This window comes from Plantactinospora alkalitolerans, assembly GCF_015690345.1.
In the GTDB taxonomy this organism is placed as follows: Bacteria; Actinomycetota; Actinomycetes; order Mycobacteriales; family Micromonosporaceae; genus Plantactinospora; species Plantactinospora alkalitolerans.
Map to the genome: position 1 here is coordinate 19,638 of NZ_JADPUN010000247.1, position 22,534 is coordinate 42,171.

Genomic DNA, 22,534 nt, shown 5'->3' on the forward strand with positions numbered 1-22,534 from the left:
CGCCGGCGGGCTAACGCGCGAACGCGGGTCACCACGTCACCTCCACCCTGGCGGAGCACGCCGCGCTCGCACACGGCTGCGGGTGCAGTTGGACGTCGAACCAGCTCGTTGCCACAAGCGCGTACCCGGTCGGGTGCAGCGGCCCGGTCCCCCAGTAACGCCGGTCGCGGTGCAGCCGACGCCGCGCTACCGCACCGCGACGGCCGAACCCGAACACGTCGGGCGTTCTGTCCGGCCAGGTCCGCTGCACCGCCCAGCCGGCGGTCCAATCCATCAACCCGCGGAAGGGTCCCGCTCCCTCCGGCCTACCAGCCGATGCATCGAATGGGATTCGCATCCTGCCCTCCCCAGTAGCAGATGACGCCAGTAGCAGTTCTCTCCGCCGGCTGCGACCCTGGCCCGGTTCGCGGTTGGTGGCCTAGCTGCCACTGCCGAAAGGCTCTCGTCGGCGCGGCGATCGATGTCGTCCGGCATCAGTTATGGCGGGGACAGCGAGTGTCGGACACCGTCGACACGAAGAACCGACACGCGATACGGGCTCAGGAGCCGGTGGCCAGGTCGCACTTCAACAGACCGCACGGCTTTGACGTCGGTGGATCCGAAATGCCCGTCGATGCCGACGGTGATCACGCCCCACGTGAGGCGGTCCCATCCAGGAAGGGTCGGATCCGGTGTCGAGGGTATTCGACACGAACGGGTGCCCGTTCGCTGAGAGGGAGTCCGCGAGGCGGACCAGACGATGTCAACGGCCTCCGTGGAGCGGGCGGGCGCTTGGAGGGGGTCCTGAGCAAACGTGTGGTCGTTGATACCCACGCCAGCTCCTGCTATTTCGCGCCTCGGCCAACGCCGGCAGCGCAAAGCGCTGGTGGAGATGGTCGACGTCGTCCGGTTCCGCCGGCACTCGTCGAGCCTCGAGCTGCGGTGCAGGAACTCGGAGCCGTCGAGCCTGTTGGGATCACCGGCAGTTGTCGGCTTGACCTGGAGCGCGCTCCAGGTCCTAGCTTCACCGTATGCACACGATTCCGTTGGGCCAAACCGAGGTCTCGGTCAGCCAGCTTGCTCTCGGCTGCATGCTGATGGGTACGTTGACCAATGAAGCCGACTCGTTCGCGATGCTGGACCGGTATCTGGCGGCCGGCGGCACGTTCCTCGACACCGCCGACTGCTACGCCTGGTGGCCTGGCCCGGAGTACACCGGTGGAGAGAGCGAGTCGGTGCTGGGGCGATGGTTCGCACGGACCGGGCGCCGCGACGAGGTGTTTCTGGCGACCAAGGGCAGCGCCTGGGTCGCGGACCCGGAGGCTGCCCGGGCCGGGCGTCTCAGCGACGACGAGAAGTACGCGGGCACCGCCGGTGACACGCTGCGCCACGCCCTGGACGGGAGCCTCCGGCGCCTGGGCGTCGACCACGTCGACCTGTACTACGTGCACGTCGATGATCCTCGTACACCACTGGAGGAGACGCTGGAGGCGCTGGCCGGACTCGTCGCCGCCGGCAAGACGCGCTACCTGGGCTGGTCGAACGTGCCGACGTGGCGTCTTGAGAGGATCCGGCAGTTGTGCGACCGGTTCGGCTGGCCGGCACCGGTGGCGTTGCAGCAGGAACACACCTATCTTCGCCGCCACCCGGGCAGCGGGAACCTGTCCATCGTCGACGACCAGCAGCTCGCGTACCTGCGGTCGCACAAGGACCTGACGCTCGTCGCGTACTCACCGATCCTCAAGGGCGTCTACGACGACGTGCACAAGCAGCGCGACCTCGCGCAGATGCGGTCCTACCACGGGGCCGACACCGACGCCCGACTTGCCACGGTCGCCAAGGTCGCCACCGAGTTGGGCATCAGCGGCAGCCTGCTGGTACTCGCCTGGATGCTGCACCAACGCTCACCTCGACGGGTCGCGCTGATCGGCCCGCGCACGCCGGCGCAGTACGACGAGTTGGTGGCCGCGCTGGACGTCGCCCTGGATGACGCCGTTCTGGACGTGCTGGACGCTGCAGGCGCCTGACCGGACCGGGCAACAAGTCGGTGCAGGGCCGCCGTGCAGCCGGTCAGCTTGGCGCTTCGGTGAGCAGCCGGCGTGCCTGGCCCGCTCCGATGTCGGTGCGGGCGCGGAAGAGCCGGTTGGGGTGCAGTAGAGCAGTGCTTCGTTCGGGCTTGGAACAGCGGTATGAAGGAGGAGGCTGAAGCAGGGCCTGACCGCCCGAGCCGGTGCCGCGCCAAACCCGCGCCGGCGGGTTCGACGGCGTGACACCTACCGCTAGGGCTGTTCGCGAGCGACGGCCGGTCCTCACGGCTTACGGCAGACTGCCGCGTACTGCGGCACCGACGGGGCGTCGGCGTCGTTACGCCACCGCGCGCACGAGACGAGCCCTGGGTCGAGGATGGTCAAGTCGTCGATGAGTCGGCGGATCTCGTTGCCACCGCGGGTGCGGATCGGTGGCGTGGCGTGAGCGTTCCAGTACTTCATCGCCTCGCGGTTGGCGTCACCGCCGAGTTCGTGCGTGGGGTGGGTTACCGCGAGATAGCTGCCCGAGGAAACGGCGTTCATCAGCCCATGCACGACCCGGTGTGCCTCGGTGTCGTCGAGGACGAAGTTCAGGACGCCGAGCATCAGGACACCGACCGGCTCACTGAAATTGAGCGTGGCCTGGGCGGCGTGCAGGATCCGGTCCGGGTTCCGCACGTCGGCGTCGATGTAGTCGATAGCCCCCTCGGGACCACCGGTCAGCAGCGCTCGGGCGTGAACGAGGACGAGAGGGTCGTTGTCCACATACACCACCCGTGACTCGGGTGCGTGCCGCTGCGCCAGGCTGTGGGTGTTGTCCGCCCTGGGCAGCCCGGTGCCGATGTCGAGGAACTGGCGAACGCCCGCATCGACGAGGAACCGCACCACCCGAGCGAGAAACTCTCGGTCGGCGCGAGCGACTGCGACGACCTCGGGAAATATCTCCTTCACTCGTGCTCCCGCGACGCGGTCAACGTGGAAATTGTCTTTGCCGCCGAGCCACCAGTCCCACACCCGCGCCCTGTGCGCCACGCTGGTGTCGAGGCGAGGTGCCTCGTCGGGATCGGCGGTGCGGCTCGACACGATTGCCTCCACGATGGTCGGGGTCGCTGGTCGACAGCCGGGGCGTCCACCTTCGCGTCGGCCGCCGCCAGTCGGCAGGCGATAGCCAACGCGAGTACGCGCGTGTCGGACACTCTCGACACAGACTTTCGACACGGGAAAGCGGCCGGCACCCCCGACAGCGCGGCCTCGATAACGCGAAAGTGGCCAAATCAGAAGTTGTCCGCGATTTCGCTATGCGCCCGGTGACTCAAAACGCCCCTCCATGCCGCGCCGACGCCGACTCGGCAACACAGCGGTCGACCGCCGGCCAGCCACTGGTGGTCTGGTGTCGAAAGTCCGTGTCGAACGTGGTCGACACGGACTCCGATGCGTGAGCGTCGTACGACGGGCCTTCGCCGGCAACAACGGTCCGGCTTGGCCCCGCACGAGGCGCACATGAAATCACATCCTGTCCGAACAACCCACCGGAGGTACCGATGACTTCCCAGCCGGGGCGGGCCGCCGCCAGCGGCCGTCATGGCAGCCAGCGGCGGGTGATGGTGACGGGCGCCGCGGGCATGCTGGGGTCCGCGGTCCTAGCCGTCCTGGAGAAGACCGGTGCTCAGCTGGTCCGGACCGACATCAAACCAGGATGGCTCAAGCTCGACGTCCGTAACCGTGACGACGTCAATCACGTGACGGGGGTCTTCAGCCCCGATTTGGTCATCCACCTCGCCGCCGCGACCGGTTTGGAGGTGTGTGAAGCCGACCCGCAGCTCAGTTGGTCCACCAACGCCGCCGGTGCGGAGAACGTCGCGCTCGCTTGCGCGGCCGTGGGCGCGACGCTGGTATACGTCAGTACCGCGCGGGTCTTCGACGGCACCGCCGACCGGCCGTACACCGAGTCCGACGCGCCGAACCCGGTCAACGAGTTCGGGCGGTCCAAGCTGTGCGGCGAGGAGCTGGTAACCGCGATCTGTAAACGCTCATTCGTAGTGCGCGCGGGCTGGACGATGGGCGAGGGCCAGCACGACCACACGTTCGTCGGCGCTGTCCTAGAACAGCTTCGTGACGGCGCCGACACGATCTTCGCCGTCGGTGAGCAGTTCGGCTCGCCGACCTACACCGCCGACTTCGCCCGCTGCCTCCTGCGGCTGGTCGACACCGAACGGTACGGGCTGTACCACATGGTCAGCGGCGGCGGGCCGAGCCGGGCGGAGATGGCGGCACAGATCCTGGCCGAACTCGACCTTGCCGACCGGGTGCGACTGGTGACCGTCGACACCGACCACTTCGCCGACCGGTACCCAGTGGCCCGGCCGCGCTCCGAGGTGTTAGCCCCCGCCGCCTTGGACGATCTGGGCCTCAACGACATGCGCCCGTGGGACGACGCTCTCAGCCACTACCTGCAGACCGAATGGTCGGACCCGGACCAGTTCCTCACCCCGAAGGCGACGCGATGACCTTCACCTGCGGTGACGATCTGCCCGCGCGCGACCTCGGTGACCCGCAACGCGTCCAGGTCGTCCAGCCACGCACCCAAGCGAGGGCAAACTATGCGAACGCCGCGGGCCGGGAGCAGATCTGGGCGCCGTGGTTCGCCTGCTGCAGCTACAAGAGCGCCTACCGCGGGCGGCTGCGTCGGTCCAACTTCAGACCGAGCGGCAGGCACCGGAGCGCGGATCGGTCCTCCCCCGCTCTGGGCCTCCCGCCCCCACCTTGTCGATCTCGGCCCGTATCGCGATCATCGCCTCGGCGGTGTTCCGCCGGCCCGCCGGACCTGCGGGATCTAAAGTCGAGCGTCGACGCGGGCACACTCTGCGGGCACCGGTCGGCCGGGCTCACCGGCGACGCTCAGGCTCGGCTGCGTCCATGCTGGACGAGCTGACCTTCATCCGCCGGATTGCGCACTCGATCGCCGAGTTTGTCCACCGCTGTGGCCTGGCCGACCTGCGACGCCCCGGGACGATCTCGCTGGCCCCGGTAACGGCCTCGGTGCGCGGCGATGGTTGAGCCCCGCCCACCGAGCGCTCCCGGCCCGCCGCCCGACGCGCTCGCGGCCATCACACGACCACCCGATCTCACGACCGGGCCGGGTTCACGCTCCGCGAGCCTGCGAAACGCCCTCGCTGACCGGTACTCGGTACCGCCCGAGGCGTTCGTCGTCGGCGCGGGCACGGCGAGCCTGCTACACCACCTGATCGCCCAGGCCGCCGTCTCGGGTGGAGGCGAGACGGTCTACTCGCAGCCGTCGTTTCACCTGTACGCCACCCTCACCCACGACTACGGGTTGACTGGCCGGGCGGTGCCACTGCGCGACTACCACCATGACCTACCCGCACTCGCCCGCGCGGTGTCCGAGCGTACCCAGGTCGTGCTGTTGGACAGTCCACAACATCACCGGAACCACCGCGCCGCTGCCCGACGTGATCGCCCTCGCTCAGACCGTGCCCGATCGCTCCGTGGTCGTTCTCGACAACGTCTACGGCGAGTTCCAGGACGACGACCAGTTCGACGGGTAGTTCCGCGACCTCGTCAAGTGCGGGGCGCCGATCATCGTCTGTCGCAGCTTCAGCAAGGCATACCGGCTGTACGGACTGCGGGCCGGGTACATGATCGGGGCCCCGGCAGTGCTGGACGCACTCGGGCCGACGCGCCCACCGATCGACACCCCAAGGATCATCGCTCACGCCAGACCGACGCCACCGACCGTCCTATTGCGCAGGAGATCGTTAGCTGGAGCGCCGTTCTCCGTACGAACGTTACCCCCGAACTGGGAGGCGCAGTCGAATGGATTGCAGGTCCGCCATTTCCGAGGCGAAGGTCACCCATGCGGACCAGTCCCAGCCTTGCATGAACACACCCTTGCGGGCTTCAGCCACGCACTCCTCGAGCGGGTGTCCGTCGATGAAGGCCTGGTAGAACTCCTGCGCGAACCGGAGGGCCGCCGTGTCGTCGACGTCCCGGACCGTGGCTACCACGGCCGGGACACCTTGGCGGACGATCGACTGGCAGAGCCCGAACGCGAACTCGTCTGTCCCCGGGTTCACGCCGGTCATGCAGCCGTTGAGCACGGCCAGCACGACCCCGGAGTCCTGCAGCTGCACGGCGAGTTTCTCAGCGGTCAGATCGAACCGCCGGCCATTCGTGTCGGACAGGATCAGCGCCGCCGTGCCGGTGTGCCGGTCCACCATCGCGTGCCCGATGTAGTGCAGCACGTGGGGACGGAAGCGGCGCAGCCTCTCCCGCAGCGCACGTTCTGTCGCCTTCGGAATCGTCTGCAGTATGGCCGTCTGCTGGTGCTCGGCCTCGGCGAAGCTCTCCCTGAGCAACTGCAGTTCCTGCCGTGCGCCGGGCAGCGGGGGCAGACCGTCGGGCTCGGCCAGAACCTGCAGCACGCGTAGCGGCGCCCCGATGGTGTGCGAAGAGAGGCTCACCGGGTCGGCTACTTTCCTGACCACGGACAGCTTGAGGGTTAGGCCCACCGTAACCCTCAGCTTGGGAATGCGCAGGCATTCCCATTGCAGGTCGACGACCGCGTTGTTGTTCGACGCGACGGTCAGGCGAACTCTCTGGTGTTTCGCGAGGAGGTCGAGAAGAACATCAGCGGCTTCGGCCTTCGCGCCGAAGGTCTGGTCCCAGAGAGCAAGGCCGAGCTTCTCCGTCATAACTGTCGGGTTCTCCGGGTTCACCACGGAGTAGTCTCGCATCACCGGTCCCGTCCGGCTTCCGGAGGAAGAAACTCCCATATAGATCCGGGAGAAGTCATTGGCGGCGTCGGTGAGTTCCTTCACCTTTATCGTGACTGCCCACTGGAGGTCTCCCTGCGCGGTCCGCAGGACAGCGGTGCCTTTCCACGTCTCCTGGTACTCGTCCGGGCCGTCCTTGAGCGTCAGTTCGGCATCGCGATACCGGTTCCCCTCCTCGAGCTCGAGCTCGGGCTCGGGCTCGGGCTGTGGCCGGGCGGGGCGGTCTGCGGTACCCGCGGCGTAGGCGAGGAAGCCGTCGTTGATCGCCCTGAAATGCGGCCTGGTACGTAGGAACTCCTTGAGGTGCTCGTCGTCGAGGAATCGTGTCCAGGCCTCGGCGGGCGCCTCGGCGTCCGCGTCGCCCAGGACGTACGCCTCGAACTGGCGCAGGCGGCGGACGCCGCCGGGCATCAGGACCCTCTCCATCAGCTCTGGCCAGCCCAGCTCAAGCATGCGCAGCTTGGCGAAACGGCGTCGTTCCACCAGGTCGAGCGCGACATCGAGCCGCGCCCGAACACAAAGGTCGAACTCCGGGTCCGCAGCCTGCGCCGCCTCCAGGAGGTCCTTGGCGAGGTTCTGGTAAAGGACCACATCGTCGAGGTAGTCGGGCAGCGTCGACGGGTGCTTGCCCAGCACACTGACATCGGCCTGGATATGCTCCACCGGAATCTGCGACAGCCGAGGCGAGCCGCCCACCAGGGAACGCCATTCGTCCTGACTGAGTGCGTTCGCCGAATCCAGCAGCACGGCGAGCTCCGGCCGCTTAGCCGCATCAGTGCCGTCGCTTCGGTGTTCGAGCCATTCGTCGAGGGCGGCCATCTCGGCCGGGAAATCCGGCCGCCTGCTCGCCTGCAGCAGAGTCTCGGCGCGGCTCCCGTCGTCGTGCCAGAGCCGCAGCACCCGGATGAAGAATCGCTGGTGGAGCCACTCCAGCGAGGTCGTCCCGGACTGCTCGGCTACCTTCGCCGCGATGAACGCGAATGCGCCGTCCGCGCTCTCGATCGTGCCGTTGACGGCCTTAGCGTCGGTGAACCGCCGAAGGATCCCGACGGCCGGCTCGGGCACTGCACCGATGACAGGCCCCGTCGCGGCCTGCCCTGTCACGGACGCACGCACCATCTGACGCCACCATCGCAGATGGTCCTCTCTGCTGCTCATCCCTGCCTCCTCTCGGGTTTGAAGTGCAGCGAGAGCAGGTCGCACTGCTGTTTGAGCCGGCGGGGATTGCCCTGAGTGGCGAGGTTGAGGAGATCGGCTGCACCGACCCATTCCGGGAAATAGCCGCCGATGAGCTGGCCGGGTGACGAGTCACGCACTTCGGAGACTGAGATGCCCCGCTGGATGATCTTTTCCAGGTATCTCCGGGCATACGCTCCCTGCGGGGCGTCGTCCGCGCCGAGGCGCGCGGTCAGGCCACGTTCCAGCACCTTCCGGTCGACCGGGATGATGAAGAGGCACTCCGCGCCGGTCGACCTGCACTCGGCCAGGAAGACCTTGAGCGTCTCCAGGACGTCAAAAGCGACCTCGGGCAGGCAACGGTCGAGATCGTCGATGAGGACCACCGTCCGCGGCTTCCCCGCAGCCCCGAAGAGCTCCCGTACCGCTCGCCGCATCTCTTCGACCCCCTGGACCTCCCGGTTCCGGGCACCGACGGCCTTCGCGGCCTCCTCGCCCTTACCGAACAGGCTGCGTAGCGTGGCGAGAGGCGGCGCTGCGGACGCGGCCACGTCCAGCGCGAAGGCGGAGAGCACGGCGAGCTGCCGTGCTGCCTCGCCGTCCCGAGCGGTGCGGGCGGTCAGAGCGGAGGCTCGTCCCAGGCGAGCCATCAACTCCTCGTAAGCCTGCTTGCCGCCCGACTTCTCCGGTTTCGGGAACAGTGGCTCAAGCAGCATTCTTCGCAGCCGCGTGCCCACGGGCTGGGGCGCGAGTTCGTCCCCGCCGGTGTCCTCTTTCTGGTTGTAGACCTTGCGGGCCACGGCCTCCAGTAGTGCACGCCAGATCGCATCAGCGGTGACGTACGGCCAGGCCGAGAACTCGACGAACCGCAGGTCTGTCCATTCGGCGCGCTGTCCCAGATGGTGCTTCACCAGATGCGCGAATGTGGTCTTCCCTTCACCCCAGGCCCCATAGATACCCAGGGTGAAGGGCAGCGGATCCTCCGCCAGCCGGGCCGCCAGGTCATCGGCATGGCCCTTCATCTCCAGCAGATCGTCGTTTGGCTCCAGGACCGGCAGATCGGCGGCATTAGACATGCTGGCCTCCGGGCCGGAACACCCAACCAGCCAGCAGCACCAGCAGGATCAGCGCGGCCGCCACCCAGCCGAGACTCAGCGCGGCCAGCAGAATCACCAGGACGGCCAGGCTTCCCGGCACCGCGAACCGCGCATGCACCAGCCGGACGCGCCGGAACCGCACGAGCCGCTGCAGGCCTAGCAGAAGGACGATTGCCGTCCAGACAAGCAGGGCGAGCACGGCCCGGCTCACCCGCGTCAGCCACGAGAGGCGATGGGTCGCGGCCCGCTCGCTCTTCTTGGCCTTCTCGGCGCCGACGCGGACCGCGCTGTCGGCCACGACCTGAGCCTCGACGGCAGCATCCAGGCGCGTCCGCAGTACGGCCATCAGCGCGTCACGGTCCACCACACGCTTCTTGGCCTTCTCAGTCTGGTCCGCTTCGGCCCGGTCGAGGGCGACGCGGTCGGATTCCTGATCTATCTGTTCCTTGACTAGCCGGGAGCTGAGCGCCTTGCGGACGTCCTGCGTCTCCTGAGCCTGCTGCTGCGCCCGGACAAGCTGCGCAGCGAGATGTCTGGTAGCCGCAGCCGGCCCGTCGCGATCCCAAGGGAAGTCGACCTTCGGTTGCGCCGCCGATCCCGCCGCGAGACAGAGCACAGCGATCACGACGACCATCACCAGATCGAGGCGGCTGACATGGTCCGATCGTCCAACGGGCGCGCCAGGCGGAGACACGATGGAACGCTACCGTCCGCCGATGCCGAGAACCACCCAAACCAAACGGCCGAGTGACCGCCACGATTAGCTGCGCCAGGTCCCGGCGCGAGCGGTCTAGGGTACGGATTGGACGACGGGCGCGGAGGAGACCGCCTTCGCCGTTTCGTGGCAGCGATCAGCATCGCTGCGGCATTCAACCACGTTCTCATCCATTCATCCATCCGGGCGAACAGACTCAAATCAACACATTGACGACCCCGCTCGCTAGTGGATCACCTAGACGGGCGCCCGACGACGCGGTGGCCATGATCGGGTGCACGCTCATCGGCTACAGCGTGCCGATCGACCAAACAAGCTGGTCGCCGAAGCGGAGTCGAACACGCCACTGAGGTCTCCCCACGGGAAGCATTCCGCAAGTTCTGATATCCGTGGTTGCGGGTAGCGTCAGACCGTCGTCGAGCTTCCGGGCGACGGGACGCCCGACAACCGCTACGCCGACCAGGATGTCGTCTCGGGCCACGCCGACGCTGAACTTGTGACCGCGCGGTGGCCGGTGATGTCTGTGCCAGTCCTCGATGAAGTTGCAGGCTTGGCCGAAGGTGACCGGCACCGTCCGCAGGCTCATCGGCCCTTCCTGCTCGACGTGTCGTCGGGCAGGTGCTGGGCGAGTCGGTTCAGCGCCTCGTCGTGGAACGTGGCGTTGATGTCGATGCCCACGTACTGCCGGCCGAGTTGCAGTGCGGCGAGCCCGGTCGTCCCGGCCCCGGAGAAGGGATCCAAGACCACACCGCCGGGTGGGCAGCCGGCCGCGATCGCCCGTAGCGGCAGATCGACCGGGAACGGCGCCACGTGCGGCCCCCGGTAGGGGCGGGTCGCGATCCGCCACACTTCTCTGCACCAGTCAAGAGGGCGTTAGTGATGCCCGTCTTGCGACATTTGTCCGTCTTTGACTTCACGAAGGGCAGCGTGCGATGCGCGTATGAACCGCGCTCCTCGTTCCACCGGAATCAGGAGGTGGATGTCGCTCTCTGCCCCAAAAAGGTTGGCGACGGGGGTCCTGGTGTCGGAGTACGGCTTGGGCCGCTGAGTCAACTACTACTCATGCAATAGCTGATCTTGAAACCTCAGAGCTGACCATGGGGCCGGTGTGGGCCCTCCGCTCATGACACTGGATGTCGCCTCATCGGCCGTTGTTCACCCACAATCAAGGTAGTAGCCTTCGATCGTGGGTGACGTGGCTCGGATTGCCGAGATCAATGATGTGCGAGCGGGATATGTCGACGTCGACGATCTTGGCGCGGCCATCGATCAAGGTAGCGCCGTCGTGCTGCGCGGCCGAAAGCACGACGTGGCGGTCGGGCGCGTGGTTCCCATTAAGGTAAACACCAACATTGGCATTTCGCATTGGACGCCTCGCGCGGGCGAACAAGGAAAGATCGAATTTCTCAGCGAAAGCGTCTTCGGACCCGATCTCGTCATGGATCACACCATCGATCCAAAGGAACAAGATTTCTGGCGGGATATGGTCGAGACCTTCGCCGGCCCGGTGGGTACCCTTCCGCAGTATACGGCATATTCACCACGACACGGCTTGCTTAAGGAGCCACTGCTCGAGCGCATTGAGGAAATGCTCGAGGGCGGCGTCGCTTTTATGACACTCCACTTCACCTCCGACATGGACATCTACGAGATCGCCGCTAAGTCGCGAGCGGTTCCGGTGACCTCCCGGGGTGGCGGACTGGCGATTCGGACGCAACTGAAGAAGGGCCAGCGCACCAACGCCTTCCGCGAAGGTTTCGACGATATCGCGAAGTTGTTCCTCCGCCATGGGGCGACTGTCTCGGTGGGCACGACGTTCCGGCCGGCGGACATAGCAGCCGGGCTCGACGAGGCTCACCGGCTGGAGACGGCGAGGCAGATCGAAATCATCAGGGAGCTGCGGTCTCGCGGCGTTTCCTGCCTCATGGAGGGCGTCGGCCACTTGGCCATGGACAAGATCGCCGAATACTGCGAACTCGTCGCCGACGCTGGCTGCCCTTTCATGCCACTCGGCCCTATGGTGACCGACAGTGCCATCGGCTTCGATCATGTTACGAACGCGATCGGCGGAGCATTCATGGCATTTCTCGGCGGCGCTTCTGTCCTCAATTCCGTGTCGCGGGAGGAACATACCGGTGGAGTGCCCACAACGGAATCGATAATCGAGGGCCTGAAGGCCGCTCGCGTCGCCGCGCATGCCGTGAACCTGACCCGTTTTCCGCAGATACGCAAACGCGACGAGCTCACTCTAAAGCAGCGCGGAGCCCAAGTGAGTTGTGTCGTATCCGGCGGGCTTTTCGGCGAAGAGGTCGGGGGTGGAAAAAAGGGTTGTACCAGATGCGACTTCGAATGTCCCATTATTCTGGCTCCTGCGGCGTTGTGAGTGTTCATTCGAAGAGTGCTCGGCCCGATGAGAAGGTCCGTTCGGAGAAACCTTGATTCCTGCAGACACCAGCCTTTCCATGGAGCGGATTCGGGTCGGCGTCCGCCTCGCCAGTGAGTTCATTGTCCCGCGGAGGACCGTCGTCAAGATCGGCGGCGAGGTGGGATTGCTGTGGCCGCTGTTCAACGATGATCGGTCGGCGTCGATTGCTCCCTTCGAGATCGACACTTGCGCCACCTCCCTGGGGCTCCTGAGCTCGCTAGCGGGGATTGCGTTGGGCAACGCGGACCGCGCCGAGATGACTGAGCAGGCGTTGGTCACGCTGGTCTCTCTGAGACGGGCGGACGGTTCGTGGCCGTCGATCCGGCTCACCCCGTCGATTTCCGCGAAGGACCACATGGAGGGGATCGTCAACGACACCATCTTCGCTGTTCAAGCGCTTCTGGGTGCTGGTTTCCTGGCGCCGGACGGTGATTCCGGTGTCCCGCGGACCCCCGCCTCGGCCGCCGAGCTCTCGAGCGCCGCCGGGCGGGCCGCCTGGCTGCAGGAATCGGTTTCCTGGATAGAGCACAACCGAGTGGGCATGGGCTGGTATTACACCGGTACCACCCACATGGCCGATCCCGACCAGTACGGCCCTGCGGTGGGACCAACCGCTAGCATGGTGGTCCTGCTGGACGAATGGATGTCGCTGATCAGGCCAGAGCACGGCGTGAGCTATCACTTGCGACTACGGGCGATGCGCGACGACGCGATCTCCTGGCTCAAGACGGCCCAGGCGGGCTCCGGTGGTTTCGGCCGGTCCTATGGCGGGCCCCCATTGTTCGGGCACACCGCCTTGGCCGTTCTCGCGTTGCTGCGGTCGCCCGACAGTAGCCGGGACGAGCTGGGTCTGGCGGCCCGATGGTTGGTGCGGAAAACGTCGAAGAGAAGGGTCCGGACGCTGGTCACGGCGGATTGCTTTGACGAATACGAGCAGCTTCTCTCGCGTGGCCGCAGCCGTTACGTCAAGCGCATCATCTCTCACGAGTACCCCATTGAGGCATTGCTGGTCAGGGCGATGGGTGCGCTCCTGCTCGACTTACGGTTCCGGTCCGCCGCCCTCACGCAAGGGTTGCAGCAGAGGGTGGCCGGCTTGGGGGAGATGTTGCTGGGCCGCCAGCTGGAGGATGGCACTCTCAAGGGGTCGTTTCGCAGTCGCCGCGTGACGGCGGGCGAGCACGCGCCGGTCTACTGGGTTTACCAAGGCGTCCTTGCCCTAAAGGTACTGCAGGAATTGTGCGCGGAAGGCTTCTTGCGAGAGGGCCGGGCGGTCAGATCGGTACTCATTATCGCCACAATGACCGTCGCCCTCTTCGTGATCTATCTCTGGGCCAACGGCTGGTCGGTCTCGGCCATGCCGACGCTAGCGTTGATCGCGTCGGGCATCCTCGTGAACCTGCTGACATACTTCCTGACTCGTAATCGTTGACCGCAGTGTCACACGGGGATCAGGCAGACCGGCGTCCCGGCCGACAGGGCGGGCAGGTCGTTGACCGGGAAGACGGTGACGCCGTACTCGCGCAGCAGCGCGGCGAAATGGGAGAGTACGGAGCCCTTCAAGGCCACCGGTTGCCCGCTGTCGCGTAATCTGGCGGCGAGCTCGGCCACGAGCTGCGGATTGCGCAGCTTGAATCTCTCGAAATTGATCGCCACGATCTGGGCCTCGTCTTCGTCCGTGGACAGCCTTTGGACGTCGTCCGGGCGGTAGAGTGGTGCGAAGCGCCCTTCGGCGACCGCGCGCTGATCTCCGCTCTCCACCACGGCGTAGTACTTCATGTCGGTGCCGGGCGCGAGCAACGTGATCTGCCAGGTCACGATCGGCCGGCCGGTGGACGCTCCCCGCGGAAGGAGAAGGAGTTCCACCCGCGCCGGGCCGACCGCTGCCGCGACCGCCGCAGCAACGCTAGCCGCCGCGTGTATCTCGTGCTCGGCGAGCACCGGCCGGTCTCGCAACTCGGCGGGCAGCTCCTGTGGCAGGGAATGGCCAGTCAGCACAGCGAATGGCTTGGCCGGGGTGCGCGCGGAACGCACCTCGAAGCTGTCCGCGTCCACCACGAAGACGTCGTGACTGCAGGTCTCCAGGCCATCCATGAGGCCGTAAACCGCCGCGAGGACGATCGGCTGGCCGCCCCCGGGAACGGTGGCGATCACGGAAGCTCGCGGCAGCGTCCAGTTCGAGACCAGCAGAGCGACCTGGGTGGAATAGTCGACGTGGCCGCCGGCCCGCACCGACTGCCAGTACGACTCGAGGTACGCCAGGCAGTCGTCGACGGACCGTAGTTCCGGTGACTGCGGAAGCATGTCGCCGGATTCCCGTGCCGACCAGTAAGCAGACCGGATCGAGACCGCGCCGGTGGCGACGTATCGGCGGAATACCTCGGCGCACGCGTCACGGACCGCGGTCGAACCTGCGGCCTGGAAGGCGCTTGGCAGAATGAGGTGGGCCTCGATCGTGGGCACATCGGCGTTCGCTAGCTGGAACGGGACGAGTTTCTCGCTGCGAAGGCTCGCGCCCGCTGCGGGCGCCGTGTATGGCGGCGTCATTCTTGCCGCCGGGTACAGCAACCGGCGTGCCTGGAGCATCCACAACTGACCGTCCGGGTCCAGCAGCCATTCGAGATCCAGCGGCGCGTCGACGCTCCTTTCGGCGGCGAGTGCCCACGACACCAAGGTTCGTGCCTGGTCAGGAGCGAGGATGGTGGAGTTGAGCCGAACATCCTCCGGCCGGCGTTTGCTCACCACACACCGGTGCGGCATGACGACGTTGTCCGTCACGTTGCTCGGCGGTCCCGCCGCGTACTCGATGAGAACCGCGCTCGGATCGCTATCGTGCGGCAGCATCGTGTAGATGACGCCGCCGGCTACCGCTAACGGCGCGTGCTGCACAAGCACCGCCATGGGCTTTTCGTCGTCGTGGATGCCTCGCCGACGGCGGTAGTCGGCGGCCGACGGGTCGGTCGCCGATTCCCAGACGCGGCGGACGGCAGCCAGCACCTCGTTGTCGGTTGAGGCCCCGACTTCGCTGTGATAGATGCCGGGAGCGCCAGCATCTGCTGTGTCCTCACCAAGATGGGAGGAGCGGACGGCAAAGCGCTGGATGCCCGCCTTTCTTTGCCGCACCAAGGCGGCGCGGATCTCGTCTTCCGCGGCGTCGCCGGCCGTCAGCGCCGCCGTAGTGATGCAGAAGCCGGTGGGCACCGGTATCGACACGGCAAACAGGAGCCCCAGGCCGGCCGCCTTACCGCCGACCAACGCGACGGGCGCGCCCGGGAGCTCCTCTGTCGGAACGATCCACCGACCGGTCATGCTTACATCAGTGACCGGTAGATCCTGCAGACGACCTCGGGCGGTAGGGCCAGAGGATTCGTCGCCATGTCCGGGTTCTGTGCCTCCACCGCCATGGCGTCCAAATCGTCGGATCGCACCCCATGGTCGGACAGCCGCCCACCTAGGCCGACGCCCGCCAGCCAACCTCCGAGCGAACGAGCAGGGTCGCCGGCATCCATGCCGTCGATCAGTCGTGCGACAGCCGCGAACCGATCGGGCGAGCTGGCCAGGTTGTATTCCACAACCGCCACCGCAACCAGGCTTAGAGCACGGCCGTGGTGAACGTTGTACCGCCCGCTAAGTGGATTACTCAACGCGTGGATGCCACCGACGCCGGCCTGGTTGACCGCATAGAGACTGAGAAGTGCGGCCAGCGCCACGAATTCGCGGGCCTCCGGATCGGCCGGATCCCGGACCGCCGCGGGAAGCCACCGGGCGGCCAGGCGAACCGCCTCCAAGGCGAACATATCGGAGAACGGCTGGGCCGTGCGCGACACGTACGCCTCCAGTCCCTGGATCAATGCATCGACGCCGGACTCGGCGGTGAGCTTGGCGGAGGCCGTCAGCGCCAGTGAGGGCTCCACGAAGGCTGCCCGGGGAAAGAGATGCGGGCTGAAGTACACCTCCTTGGCCGTTCCCCGGCGCACCAGGGCGGCCGGGGAGATCTCGGCGCCCGTGCCGTGCAGGGTGGGAACGGTAAACGTGGGAGTCAGGCTGGCCGGAATGCCGGGCACGCTGAGCGAACCGGTGACACGGCACTCCCAGAATCGTTCCGGATCGGCCATGGCGAGGGCGATCAGTCGCCCGGCATCCATGGCGCTGCCGCCCCCGATGGCGACAATCGCCTCCGCGCTGGTAGCGCGTCCGCGTGCGGCGGCGGCGAGAATGGACTCATACGTCGGGTTGCTGTCGATGCCGTCGAATACCGCGGTCTGCACGCTGGCCTCGCGGAGCGCATCCGTGCATCGGTCAAGCAGCCCGCTTCGCTGGCTGCTCCCATGGCCTGTGATCACCAGCGCGCGCGAGCCTGCCTCGGCGACCGCCGTCGCGAGCCCGTCGACGCTCCGCGGCCCGAACGCCAATCGGGTCGGAACGCCGAAGGCGAACTCAATGGTCATGTTAGCTTCCCTGCTTACGTGACAGCGGTCCGACGAAGGGAGCGCGGTAGTCTCGTACGCTATCAGTTGCACTCGGCCGACCACCGACAGCGCGCGCCCGCTACCGCATCGGTCAGGTAAACCGTCCCGAACGCACATCGGGCGTCAGGTCGGGCTCTCCGGGAGTTGAGCGGATTCGCGTGGATCGTGGCACGACGAGGCCTGGATTCGCGTCGAACGATGTCGAAGATGCCCTGGACACTATAACCTCCTAGCCTGGGAAGAACGGCTTGTTGCGGGCGTCCACCCACGACCCCAACATCAGTGTGAGGTACCACTTGACGTTGACGGTGTGACCGGTCAAGGCGCCGGAGGCGAAGCGGGCATCGAAGCCAATGGTGGTGGCGTTGCACTCCAGGTTGATGTTGAAGATCCCGAGCGGCGATCCACTCGCCGAGATGTCCGGCGCTCATGGGACGGCCCATAAGCCGCGGCGATCTTGGCATTGATCGTTCCGGTCACACGGCCGCCCGACGACCACCTGCAGCGTCTCGTCGTCCCACCTTGCCGCCGTCATTGTTCGGACGAACTCCTCGAACGCGGCCCAGGCCGCGTCAACATCTGTGACGGCCTCGGGATCAAGCCCACGCTGTTGAAGGACCCGGCCGGAGACGTCCGCGGCGTGCTGCCAGGAAACGGTCATAGCGCGAACTGCCGCAGCCGTTCGACCTGTGCGGGTTGCAAACTCAGCGCTTGGCTGCGCTGCTCAGGGTAGATCTGCGCCGCCTCCCACTGCGCCGCGCGGACGCTGGACGCTACCGCGATCTTCACGCCACGACCGTGTAGATCGTTCAGCAGCAGTCGGGCGTCGAACAGGTATGCCGAGGTGATGCACCAGGGCCGGCCGGCACCGCGTGAGTGTGTCGCCGGCGCCGTTGGCCCGGTCAACACCAGGTAGTAATCGACGACGTCAGTGTCGGTGAGGTCGAGGAAACCCTCGCGCTTGAGGTACCACTTCACGTTGACCGTCCGCCCGTTCAACGCGCCCGCCGTGAAGCGGCCATCAAAGCCGGCAGTGGTGGCGTTGGACTCCAGCTCGATGTCGAAGACCCGGGCGGCAATCCACTCACCGAGATGTCCGGCGGCCATTGGGCGCCCGATCACCGCGGCGATCTTCGCGTCGATCGCGATACGGTCACGCAGCAGGCGGGCGGCCACCGGCAGTGGGTCGTGGTCCACCCGACCGATTCTGTCACCGTGATACGAAGACCGGGAATCATCCCGACGCATCGCCGGGGCCATCAAGCCTGTTCGTGGCCGAATGCCGAGGGCGTCGTTGGGATGCCGAGGTAGACAGGTGCCGCCGTCTTGGACAAGCGCAGGGTCTGATCGCGTTTGCCGCGCAACTGGCTCAGCGTCACGTCGATCCCTTCGATTTCCCCGAGCCAACCCTCCTGCGAGGCGCGGTCGCGTCGCTTCATCAGGTCGTCCTCGATCGTGTCCAGGCGGGGCAGCATCGCCGGGTTCACGTGAAGCATGGGGCACCGTATACAGCTATGTCCATGAATACATGGGGTCCCGTAGGGTCGACCGCAGCTGCCGAGTTCCACCTTGCGCTTGTCGAAGTGGGCCTCGAACTCGGCCCACTCGGTGTCGCTGGCCGGACGGTACTCTTCAGCCGGTCGTACCTGCCGGCGTCGCTCAAGGAAGCCCTGGTAATGGCGGATTAGGTCTTCTTCGAAGACGGCGACGTAACCACGCGTGGTTTCCAGGTTGAGGTGGCCGAGCAGGGCGGCGCCGATGTGGATAGGCAGGCCATTGTTGACCAGTTCCGTCGCGAACAAGCGCCGAAAGTCGTGCGGCGCAAAGACAACACCGGCGAACTGCGGGTTTCTGGCGGCGAGATAGGCGCACCGACGTTGCAGCATGGCGCAGACCGCACCGTGCGACAGCACGGTGCGTGTGGTGCCGAGCTGACGCTGGAACAGGAACGGCATCGGCGAGCTGTGGGTCTTGTCGTGCGGGTCGTAGCGGCTGATGCACGGGATCGGGGCACCCCCAGCGGTGTGGCGGCGGATGATCGCGGCGATGACACTGAGCAAGTCGGCGGTCATAGGGATGACCCGTTCCCGGTCGGTCTTGGAGGGTGCGATGACGAGCAGGCCGATCGCTTCGCCGTTGGGTCGGCGGTACTGGCGGATGCTCAGCTGGGTTACCTCGAGCAGTTCCTCGATGCGCACGCCTGTGTGGCGTAGGACTTCGACGACGGCCCATTCCCAGAACGCGGCTTCTTCCTCGCGGATGACGTTGAGGATCTCACCGCTCGCCTGGTCGCGTACCCGGATGCGGCGGTGGCCGTCGCTGACCAGCAGCCGCTGGTCCTCGCGGGTCCACACACGTTGGTAGGTATGGCCGTCGACGGTGACGAGGGCGTCGGGTTCGGCGTCGCCGGCCGCGGCCAGCAGTTGCCGCCGGTGCTGGTACCTGTCCTGGACGTGGCCGACGAGGCTTGGTAGCAGCGGCTGGCGTAGCCGGGTGCGGTCGGCGGAGCGTTCCCGGGCGCGTTGTTGGCGCCGGCCGCTGCCCACGAGGTCGGCGGGGTCGACCGGGCTGGGGGCGACCCACTGCGCCCACCGTTCGGGTTCGCCCACCGACCAGGTGTGCAGGTCCAGGTAGAGGCTGCGTATGGCGAGCAGTATCGGGTCGATGTTGATGCGCGGCTGCCCGTCGCGGCGGAGGCTGATCTCTGCTTTCCATTGGTCGTAGACGTGTCCGGGGATGCGCAGGTCCGCCTGGCCGGGGCTGATTTTCTCAATCTTGGCCCAGAACGTGCCGGCCAGGCGGGTGGCCAGGCTGCGCAGCGTGCTGTAGTCGACGCCGGGTTCGCGGCGGCGCAGGTATTCGACCAGCAGGTCGCGGACGGCGGGGTTGGCGATGGTGTGCTGGTCGATGAGTTGTTCGACGCTGCGCCGCCCGGCCTAGCCGGCGGCGCGGATCGACTGCGGCGTGCCGGGTGGGAATTGGCCGATGTCGTGCAGGACCTGCCAGGCGAGCAACCCGCCGAAGGTGTCGCGGTTGCCGCGGTTCTTGTAGGTCACACCGTGGCGGCGGCATTCCCAGGCGTAGTGCAGCAGTGCCTGGGCGGTCAGTTCGGCCAAGGGGATGCCGTAGATGGTCAGCGCGCACGCCACGTCGAAGGTGGCGGTCATGTGCATGCTGCGCACCACCGGTCGCTGCCGGACCGCCGCGAAGTACGCGTCGAGCGCCGGGTCCGCTTGTGCCTGGCGGAACAGGTCGGCGTAACCGGTCAGCCGGTTGGCGCGCATCTCCGGCAGGGTCGGGCGGATCACCCGCAGGCACAACAGGACCCGCAGCCCCAGACTCGCGACGCTCTGCCCTCCGGTGTCGAGCTCGGCCACCGGCCGGGCGCCGTCGGCGAACGTGCTGGCATCCCAGCGCTGCTGCCAGGTCTGGCCGGGCACCGCCGCTAGGTGGTCGAGGAGGCGGCGCAGCGAGTGGCGCCGCTTCAGCGCCGTGGCCGGTGAGGCCGGCCATACCCGATCAGCCACCGTGACGATGTCCTCGCCGTCGGCGGAACCGAGGTCGCCGAACCACCAGGGTTGGGTGGTGGGCGGCGGTGCCGCCGGCTGGATGCTGCCGTGACGAAACCTGCTATCCGCGAAGTCGTCGTGGACGCTGGGCAAGGCTGGGGGCGAGTTGCGGCGGATGCGGCCGGTCGTGGTTTCAGGCACCGAACACGACCGCGACGTCCTCGGGCGCGTAGCCGGCCGGGAAGCTGCGCGGCGCGGGGGCGGGGCGAGTGAAGTGGGCCTGCAGCTTGTCGAACAGGGCCTCAACGCTCGGGCTGAGGTAGCGCTGGGTGGTGGACAAGTGGGCGTGTCGCAGGATTGTCTGCACCTCGGGCAGGGTCAGCGCGGGGTCGTTGACCAGGCGGGTCGCGGCGGTGTGCCGCATGTCGTGAAGCGTCCAGTTGGTGCCCAGCTTGTGGTTGGCGCGCTGCACGACCCGGCGCATCGCCGAGTAGGTCAGCGGACGGGTCTCTCCGCGGCGGGCACGCCACACGGTCTCGCCCGCGCTCGGTACGCCCGCCTCGTCGAGGTAGAGCGCCAGGTAGGTCAACGCCTGCGGCGAGGCGGGGATGGTCTGCAAGGCGCGGCTGCCTTTGGACACGACCCAGATCCGTTGTCCGGCCCAGTCCACGTGCTCGATGAGCAGGGCGAGCAACTCGCTGGCCCTGGCGCCGCTGGAGACGTACAGCGCCAGCAACGCCCGGTCGCGGTGGCAGGTCATGGCGGCGAACAGTTCGTCCCACAACGGATCCGGGATCGCCCGCGGCGGTTGGGCGGATACCTTCTGCCGCAGCGGCGCCCGTGGCGAACGTGGCACCGCGTGCATGGGGTTGTGGTGAGCCAGCATCGACCGCCGTGCGGGCGCGACCGGTACCGGGTTGATGACCGGTCCGCGGCCGCGGCGTGCGTGGAAGTCGTAGAACGCTGATAGCACCGACAGCGCGTGGTTGATTGTCGCGGGCGCGTACCCGGCGGCCAACGACGGCTTGCCGGTCTTCAGGTTGACGCTCCCGGCGGGCGGGACATCGCTTCTGCGACGGCGCCGCTGCGGGTTCGAGGCACACCGCAGCCAGCCCACCAGCACCGCCACCTCGTCGGTGGTCGCACGTGCCCACGCCACCCGAAGCACGTCTAGTAGCCGCCACCAGCGCAGCAGACCGTGAGCGTAGGACTTGACGGTCAACGCGCTGCGGTCGCTAAGTGTCAGTTCCCGCAGGAACTGGCTGATCGGCTCGACCTCCTCGCCTGCGCCGTCGACTACCAGGTACGGCAGCGACGCCCGGTCGCCAGCCCGTACCCCGCCGACGCGTGGCACGCCCGCTCGGCCGTCCCTGAGATTGGCCCGAATGTCCGCCATGCTGTGCACCCCCAGATGATCCAGGCACCCTCGGCGAGATGATCGCGAGGGGTGGTAGGTGCAGTTAATAGGTCGTCCCCCGGGTTGCGTCCCTTTGAATGGACTGCGGTGTGGGCATGGCCGAGCGGGACAAGGTTGCCCCGTCCTGCCCTCGGTTCGACGCCGACCTCGTCGGCGCCGTACTTGCCAGCACCGTAGGCCGCAGTGCCGCGGCGGCGTTCGGTCGCGCCGATACCGCCGGTGCGGCCCTTGCGCGCCCCGCCGATGATCCGGGTCCCGTCGGCGGCCTCCGGCCGCACGAGCCGGATCCGGATCGGGTCAAGGTTGAAGTAGTAGGAATGGGACTTGGTGAACAGAAACAGCAGTTCGTAGCCGGTGCTCAGCCGGTCAGTCACGGACTCGGGCATCGGGTTCGTCTTCGACCAGATGACCGCGTTGCGGAGCCGCCAGCCGCGTGCTTGCAAGGCGAAGGCGGTCCGCCAGGGCACGCCGATCAGGTTCTTCGCTGGCAACGGTGAGCCGACACCGGTAGTGGGCAGTCCCCGTGTTCCGGTGATGCCGCCGCTGGTGTCATATGCGCGGCGGGTACCGCCGGTGTAGCTGTCGCCGAGGTTGAGCCACAGTGTTCCGGCGGGGTTGAGCACTCGCATCGCCTCGTCAAACACGGGCACGAGGCGGTCGATGTATTCCTCCACTGTGGGTTCCAGCCCGTACTGCGGGTCGACCCACGTCGCGCCGCACCGGCCGCACGACGCCCCGTCGATCCGCCGTTCCGCCCGCACCGGGTGCGGGCAGGTGGGATCGCCGCCGTGCCACGCACCCGTGCCGTAGTCGCGCAGCGACCAGAACGGCGGGCTGGTGACCACGGCGTCAACGCTGCCGTCGGGCATGGCGGTGAGCACCTGGCGGGCGTCGCCGAGGTACAGCTCGACCTGGCCTACGAGCCGCTAC

At 67.1% G+C, this 22,534-nt stretch carries 19 protein-coding genes and 2 pseudogenes; 7 read left to right on the forward strand and 14 right to left on the reverse strand.

Annotated features, from left to right (window positions below):
* Window positions 1–28: 28 nt before the first annotated feature.
* Window positions 29–274 (reverse strand): hypothetical protein, encoded by a 246-nt coding sequence (locus I0C86_RS27795; RefSeq protein ID WP_230394904.1) that lies wholly within the window; start codon window positions 272–274, stop codon window positions 29–31.
* 736 nt (window positions 275–1,010) lie between these two features.
* Here I0C86_RS27795 and I0C86_RS27800 point away from each other — a divergent pair.
* Window positions 1,011–2,006, forward strand: coding sequence for an aldo/keto reductase (locus I0C86_RS27800; RefSeq protein ID WP_196204257.1), 996 nt, complete (start codon window positions 1,011–1,013; stop codon window positions 2,004–2,006).
* Window positions 2,007–2,288: 282 nt separating this feature from the next.
* Here the strand turns inward: I0C86_RS27800 and I0C86_RS27805 are convergent, their stop codons facing one another.
* A complete protein-coding gene (locus tag I0C86_RS27805) occupies window positions 2,289–3,092 on the reverse strand; it encodes an SAM-dependent methyltransferase (RefSeq protein ID WP_407676360.1) in 804 nt (267 codons plus the stop codon).
* 455 nt (window positions 3,093–3,547) lie between these two features.
* Here I0C86_RS27805 and I0C86_RS27810 point away from each other — a divergent pair, with 455 nt between their 5' ends.
* From I0C86_RS27810 to I0C86_RS45590, 4 genes and pseudogenes are all read left to right on the forward strand, one after another.
* Window positions 3,548–4,513: an SDR family oxidoreductase gene (locus I0C86_RS27810; protein WP_196204259.1), complete on the forward strand. Its 966-nt coding sequence runs from the start codon at window positions 3,548–3,550 to the stop codon at window positions 4,511–4,513.
* A gap of 409 nt (window positions 4,514–4,922) precedes the next feature.
* On the forward strand, window positions 4,923–5,063 hold the full coding sequence (locus tag I0C86_RS27815; RefSeq protein WP_196204260.1) for a hypothetical protein: 141 nt from the start codon (window positions 4,923–4,925) through the stop codon (window positions 5,061–5,063).
* Window positions 5,056–5,433 (forward strand): annotated as a pseudogene (locus I0C86_RS45585) (aminotransferase class I/II-fold pyridoxal phosphate-dependent enzyme); the annotation flags it as partial. The gene I0C86_RS27815 and the pseudogene I0C86_RS45585, both read left to right, overlap by 8 nt.
* A 160-nt stretch (window positions 5,434–5,593) precedes the next feature.
* A pseudogene (locus I0C86_RS45590) lies at window positions 5,594–5,704 on the forward strand (aminotransferase class I/II-fold pyridoxal phosphate-dependent enzyme); the annotation flags it as partial.
* Window positions 5,705–5,812: 108 nt separating this feature from the next.
* Here the strand turns inward: I0C86_RS45590 and I0C86_RS27830 are convergent.
* The 5 genes from I0C86_RS27830 to I0C86_RS27850 form a co-directional block, all read right to left on the reverse strand.
* The gene (locus tag I0C86_RS27830; protein WP_196204261.1) at window positions 5,813–7,957 is read right to left on the reverse strand and encodes a CHAT domain-containing protein; all 2,145 of its coding nucleotides are present in this window, start codon (window positions 7,955–7,957) and stop codon (window positions 5,813–5,815) included.
* Window positions 7,954–9,051, reverse strand: coding sequence for a KAP family P-loop NTPase fold protein (locus I0C86_RS27835; protein WP_196204262.1), 1,098 nt, complete (start codon window positions 9,049–9,051; stop codon window positions 7,954–7,956). The genes I0C86_RS27830 and I0C86_RS27835 overlap by 4 nt, the downstream gene beginning before the upstream one ends.
* A complete protein-coding gene (locus I0C86_RS27840; RefSeq protein WP_196204263.1) occupies window positions 9,044–9,766 on the reverse strand; it encodes a hypothetical protein in 723 nt (240 codons plus the stop codon). Before I0C86_RS27840 ends, I0C86_RS27835 begins: the two co-directional genes overlap by 8 nt.
* Window positions 9,767–10,076: 310 nt before the next feature.
* Window positions 10,077–10,373 (reverse strand): XF1762 family protein, encoded by a 297-nt coding sequence (locus tag I0C86_RS43855; RefSeq protein ID WP_230394905.1) that lies wholly within the window; start codon window positions 10,371–10,373, stop codon window positions 10,077–10,079.
* Complete coding sequence (locus I0C86_RS27850) at window positions 10,370–10,636, reverse strand: DNA methyltransferase (protein WP_196204264.1); 267 nt, start codon at window positions 10,634–10,636, stop codon at window positions 10,370–10,372. The genes I0C86_RS43855 and I0C86_RS27850 overlap by 4 nt, the downstream gene beginning before the upstream one ends.
* 337 nt (window positions 10,637–10,973) lie before the next feature.
* Here I0C86_RS27850 and I0C86_RS27855 point away from each other — a divergent pair, with 337 nt between their 5' ends.
* Window positions 10,974–12,170, forward strand: a complete 1,197-nt coding sequence (locus I0C86_RS27855) for a phosphomethylpyrimidine synthase ThiC (protein ID WP_196204265.1) — start codon at window positions 10,974–10,976, stop codon at window positions 12,168–12,170.
* Between the two features lie 52 nt (window positions 12,171–12,222).
* On the forward strand, window positions 12,223–13,641 hold the full coding sequence (locus tag I0C86_RS27860; RefSeq protein ID WP_196204266.1) for a hypothetical protein: 1,419 nt from the start codon (window positions 12,223–12,225) through the stop codon (window positions 13,639–13,641).
* 8 nt (window positions 13,642–13,649) lie between these two features.
* Here the strand turns inward: I0C86_RS27860 and I0C86_RS27865 are convergent, their stop codons facing one another.
* The 7 genes from I0C86_RS27865 to I0C86_RS27895 all read right to left on the reverse strand — a co-directional run bounded on the left by I0C86_RS27865 (window position 13,650) and on the right by I0C86_RS27895 (window position 22,473).
* Window positions 13,650–15,518 (reverse strand): PEP/pyruvate-binding domain-containing protein, encoded by a 1,869-nt coding sequence (locus tag I0C86_RS27865; protein WP_196204267.1) that lies wholly within the window; start codon window positions 15,516–15,518, stop codon window positions 13,650–13,652.
* A gap of 2 nt (window positions 15,519–15,520) precedes the next feature.
* Complete coding sequence (locus tag I0C86_RS27870; protein ID WP_196204268.1) at window positions 15,521–16,657, reverse strand: iron-containing alcohol dehydrogenase family protein; 1,137 nt, start codon at window positions 16,655–16,657, stop codon at window positions 15,521–15,523.
* 678 nt (window positions 16,658–17,335) lie between these two features.
* Window positions 17,336–17,875: a hypothetical protein gene (locus tag I0C86_RS27875; RefSeq protein ID WP_230394906.1), complete on the reverse strand. Its 540-nt coding sequence runs from the start codon at window positions 17,873–17,875 to the stop codon at window positions 17,336–17,338.
* Window positions 17,876–17,937: 62 nt separating this feature from the next.
* Window positions 17,938–19,287, reverse strand: coding sequence for a tyrosine-type recombinase/integrase (locus tag I0C86_RS27880; RefSeq protein ID WP_196204269.1), 1,350 nt, complete (start codon window positions 19,285–19,287; stop codon window positions 17,938–17,940).
* A 327-nt stretch (window positions 19,288–19,614) separates the two neighbouring features.
* A complete protein-coding gene (locus I0C86_RS27885; protein ID WP_196204270.1) occupies window positions 19,615–20,388 on the reverse strand; it encodes a hypothetical protein in 774 nt (257 codons plus the stop codon).
* A complete protein-coding gene (locus I0C86_RS27890) occupies window positions 20,381–21,583 on the reverse strand; it encodes a tyrosine-type recombinase/integrase (protein ID WP_196204271.1) in 1,203 nt (400 codons plus the stop codon). Before I0C86_RS27890 ends, I0C86_RS27885 begins: the two co-directional genes overlap by 8 nt.
* Entirely contained in the window at window positions 21,484–22,473 is a 990-nt protein-coding gene (locus I0C86_RS27895; protein WP_196204272.1) for a site-specific DNA-methyltransferase, read from the reverse strand. Before I0C86_RS27895 ends, I0C86_RS27890 begins: the two co-directional genes overlap by 100 nt.
* Window positions 22,474–22,534 lie beyond the last annotated feature (61 nt).